This is a genomic window from Streptomyces alfalfae (genome assembly GCF_004127445.1).
In the GTDB taxonomy this organism is placed as follows: Bacteria; Actinomycetota; Actinomycetes; order Streptomycetales; family Streptomycetaceae; genus Streptomyces; species Streptomyces alfalfae.
Window position 1 is genome coordinate 15,094 of the sequence record NZ_QEXM01000014.1, and the last position, 19,623, is coordinate 34,716.

Here is a 19,623-nt window from a genome sequence, read left to right on the forward strand (position 1 = left end):
AAGCGGGCCACCCGATCCGGGTGACCCGCTTCCATCTGCTGTGGAGCTAAGGAGAATTGAACTCCTGACCTCCTGCATGCCATGCAGGCGCTCTACCAACTGAGCTATAGCCCCTTGCTTGTCCGCCCGGTTTCCCCGGCGGCTCCGCCAACATTACACGGTCATCCCCGTGCTCCACCAAATCGTTTCCGTTCTGCACCGGTACGACCCGATACGGCCGGTACTGTCAGCCCCCGTGACCGTGATCGCGCTCGCCACCACCACCCGCCGCCGCGTACCCGTGGCCGCCTGGGCCTGCCTGCTCTCCTTCACGGCCTTCTGGCTCGCCCAGCGTGCCGCCGACGTCTCGATGATCGACCTGATGGTCTACCGGGCGGAGGGCGAGACCGTGCGCGCGGGAGGCGACCTCTACGCGCTGCGCACCACCGAGGCGCACCTGCCCACCACCTATCCCCCGTTCGCGGCGCTCCTGTTCACCCCGCTCACGCTGCTGGACGTCCCGGACATGCGCGTCCTCACGACGCTGGGGAACCTCCTCCTGCTGGTGGTGTTCGTGGCGCTCTCCCTGCGGCTCATCGAGGGGGACGCGCCCCACGCGCGCGTGGGGACCGCCCTGGGGCTCTCCGCGCTCGCCGTCTGGTGCGAGCCGGTGTGGACGACGCTCCGCTACGGACAGATCAACCTGCTGCTCGGCGTCCTCGTCCTGTGGGACCTCTCCCGGCGCCCCGGCCACCGCTGGGCCGGCGTGGGCATCGGGGTCGCCGCGGCGATCAAGCTGACACCCGCGCTCTTCGCCGTGTTCCTGCTCGCGACCGGGGCCGCCGAGGCCCTGCGGCGCGGCCCGTGGCGGCCCGCCGTGCGGCACGCGTGCGTGGCGGCCGTCTCGTTCTCCGGCGCGACGCTCCTGGCTGCCGTCGTGCTGCCCCGCGACTCCTGGCGGTTCTGGACCCGCATGGTCTTCGAGGCCGGCCGGGTCGGCCTGCCGGAGGACACCGCGAACCAGTCCCTCCGCGGTGTCCTCTCCCGGCTGCTGCACACCGCCGAGCCCGGCCTCTGGTGGGCGGTGGCCGCCGTGGCGACCGGCGTGTGCGGGCTCGCGACGGCGGTGGCGGCGGCGCTGCGCGGGGAGCGGGCGTGGGCCGTGCTCTGCTGCGCGGTGACGGCCCTCCTGGTCAGCCCGGTCTCCTGGTCGCACCACTGGGTGTGGTGCGTGCCGATGCTGCTGCTCCTGGGCTTCGACGCGGTGCGACGGGGCGGTCGGGGGCGCTGGGCGGTGAGCGGGGGAGCCGCGCTGGTCTTCGTCTCGTACGCCCTGTGGTGGGTGCCCCACGGTGCGGGGCGGCTCGAACTCGGCCAGAATTATGGCCAAATACTGCTGTCCGCCCTCTACGTAGTGACCGCTTTCGGGTTTCTGCTGATCGGGATCAGGCGGTGGCGAACGAGTAGAACCGCTTGAGGGTGCAGTGCTCGTCGAGCAGCCGGCCGTAGATCGGCTCCCCCTCCAGCTCGCGGTAGGTCTCGATGGGGTCGCCTTTTATGATCAGCGCCCTGGCGCATTCCTCGCACCAGTACTGGTACTCGTCGTTGACCGGTTCCATGTCGCGGACGATCGGCGTGCCGCTGTCACACCAGTCGCATTTCCGCCTGTGCGCACCCATCGATCAGCTCCAGCTGTGGCCGCAGGCGGTGCACACGTACGAGACTCCGCCGTTGTCACCGAGTACTTGGGCGACGTGGGGCGAGCCGCAGGAAGGGCAGTTGAGGAGCGTGCGGCGCCCGGCACGTTCTCGCATCGCCGCCTCGCCGGAGAGGCGGTCGACCTCTCCGATGATGCTCGCGGGCATCGCGCTCTCCCTCCCGTCGGGCTGCGTCCCCTTCCGGCCGTCCGATTCTGCCACGGCCCGGGCGACACGGTCAGCGACGCAGTCGTACCAGTCCGGACACGGCGCCCAGTGCGGCCACCGAGGCGAGCGCGTAGGCGCACACCAGGAGCGCGTCCGATGACGAGTACGCCCCAGGGGCCCCGGCCGACTCAAGCCGGTGCAGGAAAAGTGCTCCGAAACAGGCGACTCCGGTCAACTGGCCGAGCTGGGTGACCGTCGCGAGCAGGCCGCTGGCGTCCGCCGCGTCCTCGGCGCGCACCGTCGCGAGGGCCCGGGTCAACGTCGGACCGAAGCCGAGGGAGAGCCCGGCGCCCACCCCCACGAGGGCCGCGTACAGCCAGAGTCCGCCGTCACCGCCGTCACGCAGCAGCAGCCCCACGGCGGCCGTGGCCACCGCGGCCAGCGCGAAGCCGCCGGGGATCAGCGCGCGTTGCAGCGGCTGCGGCCAGCGCCGCCACGTCAGCCCCACCGCGCCGAAGACGACGGCGCTCGGCGCGAACGTGAGCCCGGCCCGCAGCGCGCTGTACCCGAGGCCGCCCTGGACATGGAGGGTGACCACGAAGAGGAAGCCCGCGTTGACGGCCATCACGGCGGCGACGCGGAAGACGGCCAGGCCCATGCCGGGCGACCGCAGGAGCCGCGGCGCGATGAGCGGCGCCCCGCCCCGTCGGGCGAGACGGGACTCGTACGCGCAGAACAGGGTGAAGAAGAGGACCGCGGCGGCCAGCGAGAGCCAGGACCACAGGGGCCAGCCCTCCTGCTGGCCGAGGACGAGCGGCACGGTGAAGAGCGAGACCGCGGCGCCGAGCAGCACGAGGCCCGGCAGGTCGAGGCCGCGCGCCCGGCCGGCCGCGAGCGCCGCGGCGTCGTCGCGGGGCAGCACGCGGAACGCGAGGGCGAGCAGGACCACGCCGACCGGCACGTTCACCAGGAAGACCGGCCGCCAGCCGGTGCCCAGGAGGTCGGCGCTGACGAGAACGCCGCCGAGCACCTGTCCGGCGGCGGCGCCGGTGGCGAGGACGGCCGAGTACGCGCCGAGCGCCTTGACCCGCGCCTCGCCCGCGAAGTTGCGCTGGATCAGGCTGAGGACCTGCGGGATCAGGACCGCCGAGCCCGCCCCCTGCAGCAGCCGGAAGGCGATCAACTCCCCCGTGCCCCGGGCGAGTCCGCAGGCCAGCGAGGCGACGGTGAAGACGGCGAGGCCGAAGAGGTAGACCCGCCGGTGCCCCAGGCGGTCGCCGAGCCGGGCGCCGGTGATCAGCAGGACGGCGTACGTGATGGTGTAACCGGCGATCACGAGCTGCAACCCGGCGCCGGACGCGTGCAGTTCGGACTGGATGGTCGGCGCGGCGACGTTGACGATGAACGCGTCGAGCAGCGCCATGAACTGCGCGGCCAACGCGACCGCGAGCAGCCGCCCCCGCCGATTGTCAGTGCCGGGGGCTTTACTGGTCGTGGGAGTTGAACCGGCGGCCGACCCGGGATTCGAACCGGGCGTTGGACGGGGAGTCGGGCCGGTGGCCGGGGCGGGTGAGGTGGTCGTCATGCCGTCGAGCGTGCGGGCGATCCGGTACGGGTGACGAGAGCCCGCCGATGCTGGTACTGACAGCACCTGGCAGGGGACGCGAGGGGCGCAGACGATGGGGGACGTGACGACGATGACGACGACGCGGGAGTGGGCGCGGGGGCAGGCGCGAGGCCCTGAGAGGTGGGTGGAGGAGCGACCGCAGGGGGCCGAGCGGCAGGCGGAGGCACAACAGCGGGGGCCGCAGCGGCGCCGGCCCGAGCTGGCCGCCTTCCTGCGCGGGCGCAGGGCCCGGGTGACCCCCGCCGATGTCGGGATGCCCCCGGGGCTGCGCCGCCGGACGCCGGGGCTGCGGCGCGAGGAGGTCGCCCAGCTCTCCGGGGTGGGCGTCACCTGGTACACGTGGCTGGAGCAGGGCCGCCCGATCAACGCCTCGGCGCAGGTGCTCGACGCCGTGGCGCGGACCCTGCGCCTGGACCAGCCGGAGCGCGAGCATCTGTACCACCTGGCCGAGGTGCCGTACGAGCCCGACGCCGAGGCCGTGGTGGCCGCCGTGGGCCCGGAGGTGCAGGGCATCATCGACGCCATGGACCCGCTCCCCGCGGTGGTCTACAACGCGCGGTACGACATCCTCGCCACCAACCCCGCGTACAGGGACCTCTTCCTGATACCGCGGAGCGCCGAGGCGGGCGCGCCGAACGTGCTGTGGTCGCTGTTCACCGTCCCCGAGGTGGTGTGCCCGCTGGTCTTCCGCGACTCGGAGCTGCCGGTGATGGTGGCGACGCTGCGCAACGCGTACGGCAGGCATGTGGGCGAGCCCGAGTGGGAGGGCTTCATCCGCCGGCTGTCCGCCGCCAGCCCGCGCTTCGCCGAGCTGTGGGCGAGCGGGAACGTCATAACGCCCGGCCCCCGGGTCAAGACGTTCCGGCACAAGGCGATAGGCGAGCTGCGCATGACGTCGGTCTCCCTGAGCATCAACGGCATGCCGGAGTGCCGGATCGTCGTCTACACCCCGGACGACGAGGAGAGCAGGCGCCAGACCATGGAACTGCACGCGCGAAGGCTGAGGGCTGAAGAGACCCGGTATGAGCTGAAGGGGTCCGCGCATGAAGGGACCCGCGCACGAAGAGGCTCGGACATCAAAGAGACCCGGACATGAAAGACCTGGACATGAAAGACCGGACATGAAAAATCCCGCCCCCTGGCGGGGACGGGATCTTCGGGACTGTGGAGCTAAGGAGAATTGAACTCCTGACCTCCTGCATGCCATGCAGGCGCTCTACCAACTGAGCTATAGCCCCTTGTGTTCTTCCCGCTCGGCGGGCGAACAAGAAGAACTTTAGCCTGCGACCAGCCGGAATGTGAAATCCGGGTGCCGGGGCCCGGCCAGAGCCGTCCGGCCGGGGCCGCTGAGGCTCAGTCGTCGTCGCCGAGCACCGGTTCCGGCAGCGTGCCGGCATTGTGCTCCAGCAGGCGCCAGCCGCGCGCGCCCTGGCCGAGGACCGACCAGCAGCAGTTGGACAGACCCCCGAGCCCCTCCCAGTGGTGGGACTCCAGACCGAGGAGGCGACCGATGGTGGTGCGGATGGTGCCGCCGTGGCTGACCACGACGAGCGTGCCGTTGTCCGGCAGCTTCTCGGCGTGGCGCAGGACGATCGGCGCCGCCCGGTCGGCGACCTCGGTCTCCAGCTCGCCGCCGCCGCGGCGCACCGCCTCGCCGCGCTTCCACGCGTCGTACTGGTCGCCGAAGCGGGCGATGATCTCGTCGTGCGTCAGGCCCTGCCACTCGCCCGCGTACGTCTCCCGCAGGCCCTCCTCGTGCGTGACGGGGAGGCCGGTGACGGCCGCCAGTTCGGCCGCGGTGGCCGCCGCCCGCTTGAGGTCGGAGGCCACGATGGCGTCCGGCTTCAGGGAGGCGAGCAGCCGGGCGGCGCGCCTGGCCTGGGCCGTGCCCGTGTCGGTCAGCTCGATGTCCGTGGAGCCCTGGAAGCGGCGCTCAAGATTCCAGGACGTCTGGCCGTGCCGCCACAGGATGATCCGGCAGCCGCGGTTGGTCACCGAAGCTCACCGTCCAGATCAGCCTCCTCGGCGGCCCGCTGCTCGGCGTGCTCGGCGGCCTTGCCGCGGGTCGCCACGGCGTCCTCGGGCAGTTCGATCTCGGGGCAGTCCTTCCACAGGCGCTCGAGGGCGTAGAAGACACGCTCCTCGCTGTGCTGGACGTGCACCACGATGTCCACGTAGTCGAGGAGGATCCAGCGGGCGTCGCGGTCGCCCTCGCGGCGGACCGGCTTGGCGCCGAGCCGCTTGTTCAGCTGTTCCTCGATCTCGTCGACGATCGACTTGACCTGGCGGTCGTTGGGCGCGGAGGCGAGCAGGAAGGCGTCGGTGATCGACAGCACGTCGCTGACGTCGTACGCGATGATGTCGTGCGCGAGCTTGTCGGCAGCCGCCTGGGCGGCGACGTTGATGAGCTCGATGGAGCGGTCCGTGGCGGTCACTGGTGAGCTTTCCTTCAGATGGTCAAGACACCTCAAGGGTCTCACGGACCGCCGACGGAGCCCCAGACGATTTCGTCACGGCTCCGGCGGCTCCTGCCTCGGGCGCCCCGACCCCGTCCGGCAGGGCCCCACCGGCCCCGGCCCGCCCCGGCCGGCCCGCCCGATCCGGTACGGCTCCGCCGGCCGGTTCCTACTTCGCTTCGTAGTCCTGTCCGAGGACCACGGACACATCGGCGTTCGCGGTCGTCTTGCCCTTGGTGACCGCGCTCGTCGGCAGGCCGAGGGTCTTGGCGACCTCGGTGGCCTGGGACTTCTTGGCCGCGTCGGCGTAGGTGACCTTCGATGTGGGCTGGGTGGCGGAGCCCGTGCCGCCGTCGACGAAGGCGTAGCCGCCGTTGACCAGGGCGACGCGGGCGTCCTGGGCCGCGCCCTTGCTGCCGGAGGCGTTCTCGACGCCGACGCGCACGGCCGCGCCCTGCTCCGGGCTCTTCGCCGCGCCGCCGAGGATGTCCTTGACCACGGTGTCGCCGGCCTTCTCGGTCAGCGTGCCGTCCTGGCGCACCGGGAGGACCGTCGTCTTGTAGTCGCCGCCCTTGGCGCGGTCGGCGAGCTTGGCCAGGAAGGCGCCGAGGTCCTTCTCCTTGAGCGACGGGTCGAGGATCTGCGCGAGCGACTCGACGGTGGTGGTGGCCGCCTGCGGGTCGGACGACAGCTTGCGCAGGGCGCCCTGCATGACCTGGCCGAAGCGGTTGAGCTGCGCGGTCTCGCTCTCGCCCGCGGCGCGGTGGGTGGCGTAGGCGACGGCCATCGGGCCGCTGAGGGTCTGCTGCTCGCCCTTCTGGACCAGCGGGGCCTCGCCCTTCTTGGCCTTGGGGTCGGGCACGTCGGTGTCGGTGTCGACGTCGATGTTGCCGACGAGTTCGACGAGGTTCTGCAGGTAGGGGGTGTCCAGCCGCCAGGTTCCCTCGACCTCGGTGCCGAGGGCCGTGTCGATCGACTCCCGGGTGCCGGTCGAGCCGTCGTCGTCGACGGACTTGCCGAGCGTCGTCGCCGAGCCGTTGTCGTCCGGGACGGCGAAGGAGTTCGGGATCAGCACGGTCGCGCCCTGCCCGGTGGTGGCGTTGTTCACCAGGAGCGCGGTGGAGGTGTCGCCGCCCTTGGTGTTGTGCAGGTGGACGACGACCACGTCACGTTTCTGCGGGCCGCCCGCCGCCGCGGCGCCGCCCTCGTCGCCGGACTGGCCGGGCAGCATGCCCGCGAACCACAGGTAGCCGACGCCGCCCGCGATCACCAGGGCGAGGACCACGACGAGCGCGACGACGCGGGAGCGCCCGCGCCGCTTGGCCTCCTCGCGCCGCTCGGTGCGGCTCTCGGTGAACTTCAGCCAGTCGATGACGTCCTCGGAGTCCTCGTCCGGCTCCTCGATGAACGAGAACTGCTCGGTCTCGTACTCGGGCTGCGGTCTGCGCGACGCGGAACCCGTCTCGGGAGCGGCCCCGGACCCGGCGTCGCCCTCCGCCTCACCCCGCGCCGCCCGCCGGGGCCGCGGGACCTGCTGAGACTCCGGGGCCTGCTGAGGCTCCGGGGCCTGCTGAGGCTCCGGCGACTGCTCGGGCTGCGGGGCCTGCTGGTGCTCATGGGCCCGCTGAGGCCGCGAAGCCTGTGGCTCCGGCGCTTGCTGCTGCTGCGGAATCCACCCGGCATCCTGCGTCACACCGGCGCCGTACGCGGCCCCTGCCGTCCCCGCCGCCCCCGCGGCGTTGTCGTACGCGGTCCCTGCACCACCGTCGTACGAGGACGAGGACGAGGACGAGGACGAGGCCCCGGCGCCATAGCCACCGTCATACGTCCCCGCGCCATACGTCCCTGCGCCGTACGCCCCCGCACCATAGGCGTTCGCGTCGTAGGCGTTCGCGTCATGGCCCTGCTGCCCGCCCCCGTACGGGTCGTACCCGTACCCCTGGGGCTGCTGATACTGCGGAGCCTGCTGCTGCTGGTGGTGGGTCTGGTGGGGCTGCTGCTGAGGAGACTGCTGAGGCACCTGCTGGTACACCGGCCGCCCGTACTCGTCGTACCCGACGACCTGGTACTGATCGGCGGCGTACTCGCCCGGGTACTCGCCCGTATACGGGTCGCTGCCCGCATAAGGGTCGTACTGTCGGTCGTTCACCGGTGCCCCTCTCGGCTCATTCGCCGCGGTACAGCTCGCGCTTGTCGATATAACGCACCACACCGTCGGGCACCAGATACCAGACGGGATCGCCCTTGTGGACCCGCGCCCGGCAGTCGGTGGACGAGATGGCGAGGGCGGGCACCTCCACGAGGGAGACGCCGCCCTTGGGGAGGCCGGGATCGGTCAGCGTGTGGCCGGGCCGGGTCACCCCGATGAAATGCGCGAGGGAGAACAGCTCTTCCGTGTCCCGCCAGGTGAGGATCTGGCCGAGCGCGTCCGCGCCCGTGATGAAGAAGAGGTCCGTGTCGGGGTTGAGGGCACGCAGGTCGCGCAGCGTGTCCGTGGTGTAGGTCGCGCCGCCGCGGTCGATGTCGATGCGGCTGACCGAGAACTGCGGGTTCTCGGCGGTCGCGATCACCGTCATCAGATAGCGGTCCTCGGCGGGGGACACCTGCTTGTCGCTCTTCTGCCACGGCTGCCCGGTCGGCACGAACACCACCTCGTCGAGGTGGAACTGCGCGGCGACCTCGCTGGCCGCCACCAGGTGTCCGTGGTGGATCGGGTCGAACGTGCCGCCCATGACACCGAGGCGGCGCTTGCCGTTGCCTGCCGGACCGGTCGCCGGACCGGTAGGCATGTCCTGCTCTCCCATGCGTGCAGACCCTACCGGCCCCGAAGGCGGGCCCGGACAGGACGGTCCCCGTGCCGAGGCCCCCGGGCAGGGCGGCTCAGCGGCCCCGCACGGGGAACGTGCTCAGCGGTCCCGGTTGAAGCGCGTGGTGATCCACAGGAGCAGCAGCAGGGCGAGGAAGGCGCCGCCGCCGGTCAGGAGGGGGCTCAGGCTTGCGTGCTCGCCGCCGTGCTCGCCGCCCTCGGAGGCGAGAGTGACCAGCTGGGCGGCGTTGGCGTGGAGGCTCATCTCAGGCAGGACCTATCCGGGGGAGGGATGGACATAAGGACTTCCGGGCCATCGTAAGCGTGGGCCCGGCTCCGGCTCACGCCGACTCAGCTGTTGTGGCCGTCGCCGCGGCCGTCCTGGTCGTCGTCGGCGCCCCGGCGGTACCCGCGCAGCAGGAACCAGCCCCCGAGGACACAGCCGACGACCATGACGATCAGTACGATCCGCAGCAGGTTGCCCGGCCCCTGATCTCCGGCGGCCTTGGCCGCCTCCATGAGCCAGTCGGCCCCGGTGTTGTGCTCCATGGGATCCATGGCCATGACGGATGACTCCTTCTGTGTGCTGCCCTGTCACGGTATCTCCGCCTAGGCTGTTGCCCACCTCGGGGGCATCGGAGGACGACACATGGGGGAATCGGCATGACCGACGGCAACCATCACGGCGGCGGCACGGGCGGCGCGGACGGCGCGAGCCACGAGAACGTGCCGAGCCGGCAGCGCAGGCGCTTCCCCGGCATCTCGTCGCGCGCCTACGAACACCCGGCGGACCGCTCGGCCCTGGTGGCCCTGCGCAAGCTCAGTGGCTTCGACACGGTCTTCAAGGCGCTCAGCGGTCTGCTGCCCGAGCGCAGTCTGCGGCTGCTCTTCCTGTCCGACTCCGTACGGGTCTCGGACGCGCAGTTCGCGCACCTGCACACCATGCTGCGGGACGCCTGCTACATCCTGGACCTGGAGAAGGTCCCGCCGATGTACGTGAACCAGGACCCGACCCCGAACGCGATGTGCATCGGCCTGGACGAGCCGATCATCGTCGTGACGACGGGCCTCGTCGAGCTGCTCGACGAGGAGGAGATGCGGGCGGTCGTCGGCCACGAGGTGGGCCACGCGCTCTCGGGCCACGCCGTGTACCGCACGATCCTGCTGTTCCTCACCAACCTCGCGCTGAAGGTCGCGTGGATTCCGCTCGGCAACGTCGCGATCATGGCGATCGTGACGGCGCTGCGCGAGTGGTTCCGCAAGTCCGAGCTGTCGGCGGACCGCGCCGGGCTTCTCGTGGGCCAGGACCTGCGGTGCTCCATGCGCGGCCTGATGAAGCTGGCGGGCGGCAACCACCTGCACGAGATGAACGTGGACGCGTTCCTCGAACAGGCCGAGGAGTACGAGGCCGGGGGCGACCTGCGCGACTCGGTGCTGAAGATCCTGAACGTGCTGCCGCGCACACACCCCTTCGCCACCGTGCGGGCCGCCGAGCTGAAGAAGTGGGCCGAGTCCCGCGACTTCCAGCGGATCATGGACGGGCATTACCCGCGCCGTGACGAGGACCGGGACACCTCCGTCTCGGACTCCTTCCGGCAGTCGGCCTCGGCGTACGCGGACGACGTGCGCAACAGCAAGGACCCGCTGATGAAGCTGGTCAGCGACATCGCGGGCGGCGCGGGCGACCTCGGCGGCAAGCTGCGGGGCAAGTTCACCGGCCAGGGCGGTGGCTCCGAGGGCCCCACCGACGCCGGCCCCACCGGCTCCGGCCCGAAGTAGCGGCCTCCCGCCCGGACCGGCGGCCGAGGGCCGGGTGGCCTAGAGCGAGGGCTGGGCGGCGTCCGCGAGCGTCCCGCAGAGCGCCGGGGCACGGCCCGTGGCGTACGGGTCGGTGCCCGCCGGGCCGCCCGCCTTCGCGCGCTCCCCCGCGAGCAGCGGCCGCAGATGGCTCACCGAGTCCGCGGCGCAGGTCAGCGGCCCGGCCTGGGTCGCGGACGTGAACAGCTCGGCCTGGTGCATGCGCAGGTCGTCACGGTCGAAGCGGAACTGCAGCTCCCGCCGCACGGTGAACAGCGAGGCCTTCGCCTCCGCGGAGGCCCTGCCCGTACCGGACCCGCCGGAGGCCTTGTCCTTGCCGGACCCGCCGGAAGCCCTGCCCGTACCCGACCCGTCCCCGCCGGAGGCCCTGCCCGTGCCCGGCCCCCCGCCGGAGGCTCCCCGCACCGCGTACACGAACGTGTGATCGGTGGACACCTCAAGCGTGCCCTTGTCGGTCTCGGTGACCCGCAGCGTGCCCTGGACCCGGACGCGCTGGTCGGCGAGGGCGGTCCGCGTCGGGTCGAACCGCACCAGCCAGCCGGTGGGCGCGTGCCGCCCGTCCGCGGCGGGACTCCGGAAGCTCCGGTCGAACTGGTCGTACAGTTCCGGGTCGAGCAGCAGCCGGACGGAGCTCGGTGAGCCGCCGCTGAGGACGTCGGGGTCGAGGGATGACTCGACCAGGTAGTCCTTGGCGGTGGTGAGCGCGGACGTCACCTGGCTGTCGGAGAAGTGCGCGGTGCGGCGCGCGGGCGGGAGGTTGATGCCGCCCGCCCCCACCCGGTACTGCGCGGCGGGGCTGCGCGCGTACAGGTCGGCGACCGCCTCCGCCCCCGGGACGCGGCCCTGCGGGGAGAGCGGGATCACCGTCATCCGCAGCGGATCGGGACGCTTGGCGGGCGGACCGGGGTACGGGTGCCGCACCCCCATGTAGATCGCGGTGCCGAAGGCCACCGCGATGAGCACGACGAGGATCATGGCCTGGCGGGACAGCCCGCGGCGCAGGGCGGGGCGGCGGCGCACGGCACGCGCGTGGTCGAGCATGCGCTCCCGCGCGGAGTACTCCTGCAGACGCGCAGCGCGGACGAACGACTCGTCGAAGACAACGGATCGGTACTCGTCCTCGCCACCGCCGGGAGCGCCCTCGGGTGTGCCCTGCGGTGGGTCTCCTGGCCCGCCCATAATGTGAGAGTAGGTCTCCGGGGGGTCGAGTAAACGCCCTGGTACGCGACAAAGTGCGGGGGCGGCTCAGGGAGTGCGCGGCACCGCGGGCACCGCGGGGCGGCCGAACTCCGCGGAGGCCGAGGGGCTGACCGCGACCTCGTCGTCGGTGCTCTGTCCGACCTCGGTGGAGGCGGGCGCGGGCACCTGGTCCTGGCGGCCCGCCGAGGCGCCGCGGTAGACCGCGGTGAAGGCGAGGGCGACCATGCCGACGCCCATCAGGACGGCGAGCATCCAGGCGACGGTGCGGTGCCAGCGGGCCTGGCCGGGGTGGCGTCCCGGGCGGCCGTACCGCCGGTCGTCGGGGTCGTGTTCGTAGGCGTCGTCGAGGTCGTCGTGGGCGAACTCGCCCACGTCGGGGTCGAACCCGTCGTCGTAGTACTCCTCGTCCGGGGCGTCGCGTGCCGGGCCCCGGGTGCGGGCCCTGCGGTTCTCCGCCTCGGTGGCCTCCGCGCGCGCCTGGGCGGCGGCCAGCAGCCGCTCCACGGCGGACGGCTCGTGGATCTCGGCGGCCCGTACGAAGTCCTCGTCGAAGACCACGGAGGCGAACTCTTCGTCCGCACCCCCGCGGTCGCGGTCGTCGTCGGGCTCCCGGCCGTCAGGGAACGACGGCGTGCCCCCCACGTCCTCCGGCACCTTCCCAGCCTAGACCGGGAAGGTGCGATTTGGGCAGGGCGCGGGGCAATTCAGCGGATGTGGCCGTCTCCGGTCACGATGTACTTGGTGGAGGTCAGCTCGGGCAGCCCCATCGGTCCCCGCGCGTGCAGCTTCTGCGTGGAGATGCCGATCTCCGCGCCGAAGCCGAACTGCCCGCCGTCGGTGAAGCGCGTCGAGGCGTTCACGGCGACGGTGGTGGAATCCACCAATTGGGTGAAGCGGCGGGCCGCCTGCTGCGAGGTGGTGACGATGGCCTCGGTGTGCCCGGAGGTCCACAGGCGGATGTGCTCGACGGCCTGCTCCAGGGTGTCGACGACGGCGGCCGCGATGTCGTACGAGAGGTACTCGGTCTCCCAGTCCTCGGTGGTGGCGGGGACGACGGTGGCCTTGCCGTCTTCGGCGAGGGCGAGGACGCGCTCGTCGGCGTGGACGGTCACGCCGGCCTCGGCGAGGGCGTCCAGGGCGCGCGGCAGGAAGGCGTCGGCGATGTCGCGGTGCACGAGCAGCGTCTCGGCGGCGTTGCAGACGCTGGGGCGCTGCGCCTTGGAGTTGATCAGGATGTCGACGGCCATGTCGATGTCGGCGGCGGCGTCCACGTAGACGTGGCAGTTGCCGGTGCCGGTCTCGATGACCGGGACGGTGGACTCCTCGACGACGGTCTTGATCAGCGAGGCGCCGCCGCGCGGGATGAGCACGTCGACCAGGCCGCGGGCCCGCATCAGCTCGCGCACGGAGTCGCGGTTCTCGCCGGGCACGAGCTGGACGGCGTCCGCGGGCAGGCCCGCGCCGTGCACGGCGTCGCGCAGGACGCGCACCAGCGCCGTGTTCGAGGCGTACGCCGACGAGGAGCCCCGCAGCAGGACGGCGTTGCCGGACTTCAGGCAGAGGGCGGCGGCGTCCACGGTGACGTTCGGGCGGGCCTCGTAGATGATCCCGACGACGCCGAGCGGGACGCGGACCTGGCGCAGGTCGATGCCGTTGGGGAGGGTGGAGCCGCGGACGACCTCGCCGACGGGGTCGGGCAGGGCGGCCACGTCGCGCACGTCGCCGGCGATGGCGCGGACCCGCTCGGGGGTCAGGGTGAGCCGGTCGATGATGCCCTCGCTCGTGCCGGCCTCGCGGGCGCGCGCGATGTCCTCGGCGTTGGCCGCGACGATCTCGCTGGTCCGCACCTCCAGGGCGTCGGCGATCGCGAGGAGCGCGTCGTCCTTCGCGGCGCGTGGCAGCGGCGCGAGCGTGGCGGCGGCGCCACGGGAGCGGTAGGCGGCCTGGGCGACCGGCGAGAGGTTGTCGTACGGCGAGACGGGAGAGAGCGACGTCATGTCCGCAGGGTAATCCCCGCGCGCGGGGCGTCGACCCGGTATTCCAGTCCCCGAGACCGGCGGGCGGCCGGGGACGCCGGCTCGGAGATCGACGGCTCGGAGATCGACGGCTCGAAGAACGACGGCTCAAAACGGGTGCACGCCGACCGGGGTGGCGGGTAGCGGTCCGCAGCCCTCGGCCACGCGCTGGTGGTAGGTGTCGCGGTCGATCACTTCGAGCCCGACGATCTCCCACGGGGGCAGCCGGGCGGTCTGCCGGTGCTCGCCCCACAGGCGGAGCGCGACCGCCGCCGCGTCGTGCAGGTCGCGGGCCTCCTCCCAGTAGCGGATCTCGGCGTGGTCGGGCGCGTAACGGCTGGTGAGCAGGAAGGGATGGTCGTGGGCGAGCTGTTCGAGGCCGCGCCTGACCTCCTGCAAGGGGGCCCGCGCCCCCGAGACGCTCAGCGTGACGTGCCACAGGCGGGGCGCCGGGGCCGGCTCGCCGTCGCCGCTCTCGCGCGGGGCGCCCTCCGGCGCGGTCTGCGGCTCGCTCTCGTACGCCTCCCCCGCGGCGACGCTCGTCAGCGCCCGCTCCGCGGAGCCGCGGGACGCCGCTCCAGGGCGCACTCGTCTCACGACGGCCTCCTTCACGCGATGGCGATGCGGGTACGCGACGGTTCGACGGAACCGTTCTCGTCAAAGTTGAGCAGGCCAAGCGGTCCCGCGGGGCCGTTTCGGGGAGTTTCACCTCCCCCGGGCCACCCGTCGGGGACGGCCCGCGACGGTTTTCGGCCGAGGCGGACGAGGCTCGTGCGACGGATGTGGCGAGGCGACCTGCGGGCTTCACACCGCGTCACCCGTGCAGCGGCACCAGATCGTCCCGGTGCACGACCTCCCGCTCGTACGCAGGTCCGAGTTCGCGCGCGAGGTCCCGCGTGGAGCGGCCGAGGAGCTGCGGCAGCTCCTTGGCGTCGAAGTTCACCAGGCCGCGCGCGACGGCCCGCCCGCCGGTGTCCCGCAGCTCGACCGGGTCCCCCGCGGCGAAGTCGCCCTCGACCGCGGCGATCCCCGCGGGCAGCAGCGACTTGCGCCCCTGGACGACAGCGCGCACGGCCCCGTCGTCCAGGGTGAGCGCGCCGCGCGGCTCGGAGGCATGCTGGAGCCACAGGAGCCGGTCGGCGGAGCGGCGTCCCGTGCGGTGGAAGTACGTGCCGGTCGCCCGGCCCGCGAGGGCGTCGCCCGCCTGGCTCGCGGAGGTCAGCACGACCGGGATGCCCGCGGCGGCGGCGATCCGCGCCGCCTCGACCTTGGTGACCATGCCGCCGGTGCCGACCCCGGCCTTGCCCGCGCTGCCGATCTGGACATGCGCCATGTCGGCGGGCCCGGTGACCTCGGAGATCCGGGAGGCGCCCGGCCTGGCCGGGTCGCCGTCGTAGAGGCCGTCCACGTCGGAGAGGAGCACGAGGAGGTCGGCGCGGACGAGGTGGGCGACGAGGGCCGCCAGGCGGTCGTTGTCGCCGAAGCGGATCTCGTCGGTCGCCACCGTGTCGTTCTCGTTCACCACCGGCAGCGCGCCCATGGCGAGGAGCTGGTCCAGGGTGCGGGACGCGTTGCGGTGGTGGGCGCGGCGCGCCATGTCGTCGGAGGTGAGGAGCACCTGTCCGACGCGTACGCCGTACCGCGCGAACGAGGCGGTGTAGCGGGCCACGAGCAGCCCCTGGCCGACGCTGGCCGCGGCCTGCTGGCGGGCCAGGTCCTTGGGGCGCTTGGCGAGGCCGAGCGGGGCGAGGCCCGCCGCGATGGCGCCGGAGGAGACCAGGACGATCTCGCGCGCGCCGGACCCCCTGGCCTTGGCGAGCGCGTCCACGAGCGCGTCGACGCGGTCCGCGTCCAGGCCTCCCGACGCGGTCGTCAGGGACGAGGACCCGACCTTGACGACGATCCGCTGGGCCTCTGCCACCGACTGCCTTGCCGCTGCCACGCTCTTCCCCAAGTGCTCCTGGTGCTCCGGAGCCCGCGATCCGGGTCCGGAATGTGCCGGAGCAGCAATCTACGCGAGCGGCCCGGGGGTGCGCCCGTGCATTCCGAGGGGCGGACCCAACACCGCCGAACGGGTGACGAGGGAGAAAACAGCCCCCGGGTTCGGTCCCGTTTGCCCCAGTTTTCGGTGATTGTTGTCACGGAAGATTGCTACGGAGGTACCGCGCGTCATACGGTCAGTGGTCGACTTCCCCCCATTCCCTCTCCATCCCCCGCCAGGAGCCCACGCCCGTGCCCTCTGCCGGACTCGTCCCTCGACGCATCGTGCAGCTGTCAGCGCTGTTCACGATGTTCGCGCTCTTCACGGCCCAGCTCGTGAGCGCGCTGCTCCCCTACGTGCCGGTGTTCGTCGCCGCGGCCGCCGCGAACCTCGCGCTCGACATCTATCTGCAGTACAAGCAGCCGGGCCTCCTGTCGCTCCTCGGCAAGATCCGGTTCGACGTCACGGTCCGCCAGCTGCTGCGCGACATGCTGATCCTGGTCGGCCTGCTGCGCATAGACGGCATCGAGCCGCTGGCCGAGCAGTCGCCGCTGACGATCGCGCTGCTCGCGTTCTACGCCCTGCACTTCGTCTGCCAGGCCGTCGCCGTGCTCGTGCGCCGCAGCCGTTCGCTGCCGATCGTCACGCGCAACATCGACACCTCGGCACTGCACCTGACGGCCGCGCCGCCGCGCATCCTCTCCCGCCGCCAGGCCCACCGCCTGCTGACGTTCTCGGTGCCCGCCACGGCCGGCCTGCTGGCCACCGCGGCCACCGCGGACGCCCTCTGGGGCGGCATCGGCCTCGGCGTGTCGATCGCCCTGATCGGCTGCGGCGCGGTCTACCTCGGCACCTGGCTGCTGCCGAAGAAGCGGGCGAAGAACGACCAGAAGGTCATGGAGTGGCTCGACGAGTGGCTGGCCGAGTACAAGCCGACCGTCGGCATGTACTTCTCGGGCGGCACCACGTCGGCGTACCAGGCCAACATGTGGCTCTCGACCCTCTCCCGGCTCGACGGCAACCCGCTGATCGTGCTGCGTGAGCGGTTCATGGTCCAGAAGATCGACGCGACCGACGTCCCGATCATCTGCTTCCCGAAGGTCGCGACGATGTTCTCGCTGGAGACGTCGACGCTGAAGATGCTGCTGCACCCGGCCAACGCCGCGAAGACCTCCCAGGTCCTGCGCATCCCGACGATCAAGCACGCCTTCATCAACCACGGCGAGAGCGACAAGCTGTCCTCCTGCAACCCGTACGCGAAGGCGTACGACCAGGTGTGGGTGGCGGGCCCCGCGGCCCGCGACCGCTACCAGCTCGCGGACATCGGCGTGGACGACAAGGACGTCGTCGAGGTGGGCCGCCCGCAGCTGTCCCCCATCAAGCCCTACTCGGGCGCGCCCACGGGTCCGTACACCACGGTCCTGTACGCCCCCACCTGGGAGGGCTGGGACGGCAACCCCGGCAACACCTCGGTCGTCCTGGCCGGCGAGAACATCGTCCGCGAGCTGCTCGCCGACCCGGGCGTGCGCCTGCTGTACAAGCCGCACCCGATGACCGGCTCGCAGGACCCGCGCGCGGGCGCCGCCAACGAGCGCATCAAGGCGATGATCCTCGCGGCCAACGCCAAGCGCTCCGGTGACCGGCCGGGCCCCGAGGCCGCCGCCGAGCTGGCCCGGCGCACCGCCGCGCTCGACGAGCTGACGGCGACCCGGTTCCGCAAGAGCGCGGACGAGCAGGAGCGGATGATGCTCCAGGGCTCGCCCGACGGCGACCAGCAGGCCGTGGTGGCCGAGGCGACCGCCGCCTGGGAGGCGGCGTACTGGGCGTCCTTCCCCGAGTGGGAGCACCAGATCATCACGTCGGCGCGCCCGGCGATCTTCTCCTGCTTCAACCAGGCGGACCTGCTGATCAGTGACGTCTCCTCGGTGGTCTCCGACTGGCTGAGCAGCGAGAAGCCGTACGCCGTCGCCAACACGGCCGGCATGTCGGAGGCGGAGTTCCGCGCGAGCTTCCCGACGGCGTCCGCGGGAACGATCCTCACGCCCGAGGCGGACGGCGTGGCGGCCCTCCTGAAGTCCGTGCGCTCCCCGGAGCTGGACAACCGCGCGGAGGACCGGGCCGAGCTCAAGGAGCACCTCCTGGGCCCCTCGGACCCGCCGTCCCTGGTCCGCTTCAACGCGGCGGCCCTCGCCCTGAGCGCCCAGGCCGACGCCAGGCGCGCCCGCATGGCCTCCCGCATCGACGCGGACATCCCCGGCCAGCGGGTCGCGGAGGAGGCCGCGGAGGAGACGGAGCAGGACCCGGCGGAGTCGTCACCGGGCGCGGAGGACTCGGTCACCGCGTGACCACTCCCCGACGGTACGAGGAAGGGCCCCGGAGCGTGCAGCTCCGGGGCCCTTCCTCTTGTCCCGCACCAGCGGGGAGACCGGCTAGAACGGCTCGAAGTCGTCGTACGCGCGCTGCGCGTCGTCCCGCTCCGCCTCACGGTCACGGCGGCGCTGGGCGGCGGGGCGCGGCGCCTCCAGTCGGTGGTCCTCGCCACGGCGGCCCAGCATCTCGGCGCCGGCCATCATCGTCGGCTCCCAGTCGAAGACGACCGCGTTCTCCTCGGGGCCGATCGCGACGCCGTCACCGGCGCGCGCGCCCGCCTTCATCAGCTCGTCCTCGACGCCGAGGCGGTTGAGGCGGTCCGCGAGGTAGCCGACGGCCTCGTCGTTGTTGAAGTCGGTCTGGCGCACCCAGCGCTCCGGCTTCTCGCCGCGCACGCGGAAGATGCCGTCGTCCTCACGGACGACCGTGAAGCCGCTGTCGTCCACGGCCTTGGGCCGGATGACGATACGGGTCGCCTCCTCCTTCGGCTTCGCGGCACGCGCCTCGGAGACCAGCTCCGCCAGGGCGAAGGAGAGCTCCTTGAGGCCCTTGTGCGCCACGGCCGAGACCTCGAAGACGCGGTAGCCGCGCTCCTCCAGGTCGGGGCGGACCAGATCGGCGAGGTCCTGCCCGTCCGGCACGTCGATCTTGTTCAGGACGACGACGCGCGGCCGGTTCTCCAGGCCCGCGCCGTACTCCCGCAGCTCGGCCTCGATGACGTCGAGGTCGGAGACGGGGTCGCGGTCGGACTCCAGGGTCGCCGTGTCGAGCACGTGCACGAGCACGCTGCACCGCTCGACGTGCCGCAGGAACTCAAGGCCCAGGCCGCGGCCCTGGCTCGCGCCCGGGATCAGGCCGGGCACGTCGGCGACGGTGTAGACGGTCGAGCCCGCGGTCACGACGCCCAGGTTGGGCACGAGCGTGGTGAAGGGGTAGTCGGCGATCTTCGGCTTCGCGGCGCTCAGCACGGAGATCAGCGAGGACTTGCCCGCGCTCGGGTAGCCCACGAGGGCGACGTCGGCGACGGTCTTGAGCTCCAGGACGATGTCCCGCTCCTCGCCGGGCACCCCGAGCAGCGCGAAGCCGGGGGCCTTGCGGCGGGCCGAGGCCAGCGCCGCGTTGCCGAGGCCGCCGCGGCCGCCCTGGCCCGCGACGAACGTGGTGCCCTGGCCGACGAGGTCCGCCAGGACGTTGCCCTCCTTGTCGAGGACGACCGTGCCGTCGGGGACGGGCAGGATCAGGTCCTGGCCGTCCTTGCCGGAGCGGTTGTCGCCGGCGCCGGGCTGGCCGTTGGTGGCCTTGCGGTGGGGGCTGTGGTGGTAGTCGAGCAGTGTCGTGACGTCCTGGTCGACGACCAGGATGACGTCACCGCCACGGCCGCCGTTGCCGCCGTCCGGGCCGCCGAGCGGCTTGAACTTCTCACGGTGGACGGAGGCACAGCCGTGGCCTCCGTTACCCGCGGCGGCGTGCAGCTCGACGCGGTCCACGAAGGTGGTCATAGCGGGG

Annotated in this window: 19 protein-coding genes and 2 tRNA genes; 4 read left to right on the forward strand and 17 right to left on the reverse strand. The window is 72.3% G+C overall.

Annotation, left to right across the window (positions count from 1 at the left end; all coding sequences use genetic code 11):
* Window positions 1–41 precede the first annotated feature (41 nt).
* Window positions 42–114: transfer RNA gene (locus tag DCW30_RS04670), tRNA-Ala, on the reverse strand.
* 121 nt (window positions 115–235) lie between these two features.
* Between DCW30_RS04670 and DCW30_RS04675 the strand changes: the two genes are divergently transcribed.
* Entirely contained in the window at window positions 236–1,456 is a 1,221-nt protein-coding gene (locus tag DCW30_RS04675; protein ID WP_079250143.1) for a glycosyltransferase 87 family protein, read from the forward strand.
* Here DCW30_RS04675 and DCW30_RS04680 read toward each other — a convergent pair.
* From DCW30_RS04680 to DCW30_RS04690, 3 genes are all read right to left on the reverse strand, one after another.
* The gene (locus DCW30_RS04680) at window positions 1,425–1,658 is read right to left on the reverse strand and encodes a hypothetical protein (protein ID WP_062773809.1); all 234 of its coding nucleotides are present in this window, start codon (window positions 1,656–1,658) and stop codon (window positions 1,425–1,427) included. The two genes, DCW30_RS04675 and DCW30_RS04680, sit on opposite strands and share 32 nt — an antisense overlap.
* Window positions 1,659–1,661: 3 nt before the next feature.
* Entirely contained in the window at window positions 1,662–1,844 is a 183-nt protein-coding gene (locus DCW30_RS04685) for a hypothetical protein (RefSeq protein WP_076686414.1), read from the reverse strand.
* 70 nt (window positions 1,845–1,914) lie between these two features.
* On the reverse strand, window positions 1,915–3,429 hold the full coding sequence (locus DCW30_RS04690) for an MFS transporter (RefSeq protein ID WP_205576616.1): 1,515 nt from the start codon (window positions 3,427–3,429) through the stop codon (window positions 1,915–1,917).
* A 112-nt stretch (window positions 3,430–3,541) separates the two neighbouring features.
* Between DCW30_RS04690 and DCW30_RS04695 the strand changes: the two genes are divergently transcribed.
* Window positions 3,542–4,567, forward strand: a complete 1,026-nt coding sequence (locus tag DCW30_RS04695; protein WP_079250408.1) for a helix-turn-helix transcriptional regulator — start codon at window positions 3,542–3,544, stop codon at window positions 4,565–4,567.
* Window positions 4,568–4,636: 69 nt separating this feature from the next.
* Here DCW30_RS04695 and DCW30_RS04700 read toward each other — a convergent pair.
* The 7 genes from DCW30_RS04700 to DCW30_RS04725 form a co-directional block, all read right to left on the reverse strand.
* Window positions 4,637–4,709, reverse strand: a tRNA-Ala gene (locus DCW30_RS04700).
* A gap of 115 nt (window positions 4,710–4,824) precedes the next feature.
* Window positions 4,825–5,466, reverse strand: a complete 642-nt coding sequence (locus DCW30_RS04705) for a histidine phosphatase family protein (RefSeq protein WP_076686413.1) — start codon at window positions 5,464–5,466, stop codon at window positions 4,825–4,827.
* Window positions 5,463–5,906 (reverse strand): ribosome silencing factor, encoded by a 444-nt coding sequence (gene rsfS / locus DCW30_RS04710; RefSeq protein WP_062773817.1) that lies wholly within the window; start codon window positions 5,904–5,906, stop codon window positions 5,463–5,465. Before rsfS ends, DCW30_RS04705 begins: the two co-directional genes overlap by 4 nt.
* A 190-nt stretch (window positions 5,907–6,096) precedes the next feature.
* Window positions 6,097–8,076 (reverse strand): LytR C-terminal domain-containing protein, encoded by a 1,980-nt coding sequence (locus DCW30_RS04715; RefSeq protein WP_076686411.1) that lies wholly within the window; start codon window positions 8,074–8,076, stop codon window positions 6,097–6,099.
* Between the two features lie 16 nt (window positions 8,077–8,092).
* Complete coding sequence (gene nadD / locus DCW30_RS04720; protein WP_062773822.1) at window positions 8,093–8,731, reverse strand: nicotinate-nucleotide adenylyltransferase; 639 nt, start codon at window positions 8,729–8,731, stop codon at window positions 8,093–8,095.
* 102 nt (window positions 8,732–8,833) lie between these two features.
* On the reverse strand, window positions 8,834–8,998 hold the full coding sequence (locus DCW30_RS36565) for a hypothetical protein (RefSeq protein WP_162933589.1): 165 nt from the start codon (window positions 8,996–8,998) through the stop codon (window positions 8,834–8,836).
* 86 nt (window positions 8,999–9,084) lie between these two features.
* Window positions 9,085–9,282 (reverse strand): hypothetical protein, encoded by a 198-nt coding sequence (locus tag DCW30_RS04725; RefSeq protein WP_062774002.1) that lies wholly within the window; start codon window positions 9,280–9,282, stop codon window positions 9,085–9,087.
* A 114-nt stretch (window positions 9,283–9,396) separates the two neighbouring features.
* Here DCW30_RS04725 and DCW30_RS04730 point away from each other — a divergent pair, with 114 nt between their 5' ends.
* Window positions 9,397–10,512, forward strand: coding sequence for a M48 family metallopeptidase (locus DCW30_RS04730; protein WP_076686409.1), 1,116 nt, complete (start codon window positions 9,397–9,399; stop codon window positions 10,510–10,512).
* 39 nt (window positions 10,513–10,551) lie between these two features.
* Here DCW30_RS04730 and DCW30_RS04735 read toward each other — a convergent pair whose 3' ends face one another.
* From DCW30_RS04735 to proB, 5 genes are all read right to left on the reverse strand, one after another.
* Window positions 10,552–11,730 (reverse strand): SCO2583 family membrane protein, encoded by a 1,179-nt coding sequence (locus DCW30_RS04735; RefSeq protein ID WP_076686407.1) that lies wholly within the window; start codon window positions 11,728–11,730, stop codon window positions 10,552–10,554.
* Between the two features lie 66 nt (window positions 11,731–11,796).
* A complete protein-coding gene (locus DCW30_RS04740; protein ID WP_076686405.1) occupies window positions 11,797–12,405 on the reverse strand; it encodes an SCO2584 family spore wall biosynthesis protein in 609 nt (202 codons plus the stop codon).
* Between the two features lie 50 nt (window positions 12,406–12,455).
* Window positions 12,456–13,748, reverse strand: a complete 1,293-nt coding sequence (locus DCW30_RS04745) for a glutamate-5-semialdehyde dehydrogenase (RefSeq protein ID WP_076686403.1) — start codon at window positions 13,746–13,748, stop codon at window positions 12,456–12,458.
* Between the two features lie 126 nt (window positions 13,749–13,874).
* Window positions 13,875–14,363, reverse strand: coding sequence for a hypothetical protein (locus DCW30_RS04750; protein WP_076686401.1), 489 nt, complete (start codon window positions 14,361–14,363; stop codon window positions 13,875–13,877).
* Window positions 14,364–14,580: 217 nt separating this feature from the next.
* Window positions 14,581–15,708, reverse strand: a complete 1,128-nt coding sequence (gene proB, locus DCW30_RS04755; RefSeq protein ID WP_076686399.1) for a glutamate 5-kinase — start codon at window positions 15,706–15,708, stop codon at window positions 14,581–14,583.
* A 290-nt stretch (window positions 15,709–15,998) separates the two neighbouring features.
* On the opposite strand from proB, the gene DCW30_RS04760 reads away from it, so the two are divergent.
* Entirely contained in the window at window positions 15,999–18,092 is a 2,094-nt protein-coding gene (locus DCW30_RS04760) for a hypothetical protein (protein WP_076686398.1), read from the forward strand.
* Window positions 18,093–18,176: 84 nt separating this feature from the next.
* On the opposite strand, the gene obgE is transcribed toward DCW30_RS04760, so the two are convergent.
* On the reverse strand, window positions 18,177–19,616 hold the full coding sequence (gene obgE / locus DCW30_RS04765; protein ID WP_062773846.1) for a GTPase ObgE: 1,440 nt from the start codon (window positions 19,614–19,616) through the stop codon (window positions 18,177–18,179).
* Window positions 19,617–19,623 lie beyond the last annotated feature (7 nt).

What these genes read in the sequence shown, in the direction of transcription:
- DCW30_RS04745 (WP_076686403.1), bottom strand. Translation starts at nt 13,748, where the DNA reads ATGACGTCGCTCTCTCCCGTCTCGCCGTACGACAACCTCTCGCCGGTC.
- DCW30_RS04735 (WP_076686407.1), bottom strand. Translation starts at nt 11,730, where the DNA reads ATGGGCGGGCCAGGAGACCCACCGCAGGGCACACCCGAGGGCGCTCCC.
- obgE (WP_062773846.1), bottom strand. Translation starts at nt 19,616, where the DNA reads ATGACCACCTTCGTGGACCGCGTCGAGCTGCACGCCGCCGCGGGTAAC.
- DCW30_RS04690 (WP_205576616.1), bottom strand. Translation starts at nt 3,429, where the DNA reads ATGACGACCACCTCACCCGCCCCGGCCACCGGCCCGACTCCCCGTCCA.
- DCW30_RS36565 (WP_162933589.1), bottom strand. Translation starts at nt 8,998, where the DNA reads ATGAGCCTCCACGCCAACGCCGCCCAGCTGGTCACTCTCGCCTCCGAG.
- DCW30_RS04685 (WP_076686414.1), bottom strand. Translation starts at nt 1,844, where the DNA reads ATGCCCGCGAGCATCATCGGAGAGGTCGACCGCCTCTCCGGCGAGGCG.
- nadD (WP_062773822.1), bottom strand. Translation starts at nt 8,731, where the DNA reads ATGGGAGAGCAGGACATGCCTACCGGTCCGGCGACCGGTCCGGCAGGC.
- DCW30_RS04730 (WP_076686409.1), top strand. Translation starts at nt 9,397, where the DNA reads ATGACCGACGGCAACCATCACGGCGGCGGCACGGGCGGCGCGGACGGC.
- DCW30_RS04695 (WP_079250408.1), top strand. Translation starts at nt 3,542, where the DNA reads ATGACGACGACGCGGGAGTGGGCGCGGGGGCAGGCGCGAGGCCCTGAG.
- DCW30_RS04680 (WP_062773809.1), bottom strand. Translation starts at nt 1,658, where the DNA reads ATGGGTGCGCACAGGCGGAAATGCGACTGGTGTGACAGCGGCACGCCG.
- DCW30_RS04725 (WP_062774002.1), bottom strand. Translation starts at nt 9,282, where the DNA reads ATGGAGCACAACACCGGGGCCGACTGGCTCATGGAGGCGGCCAAGGCC.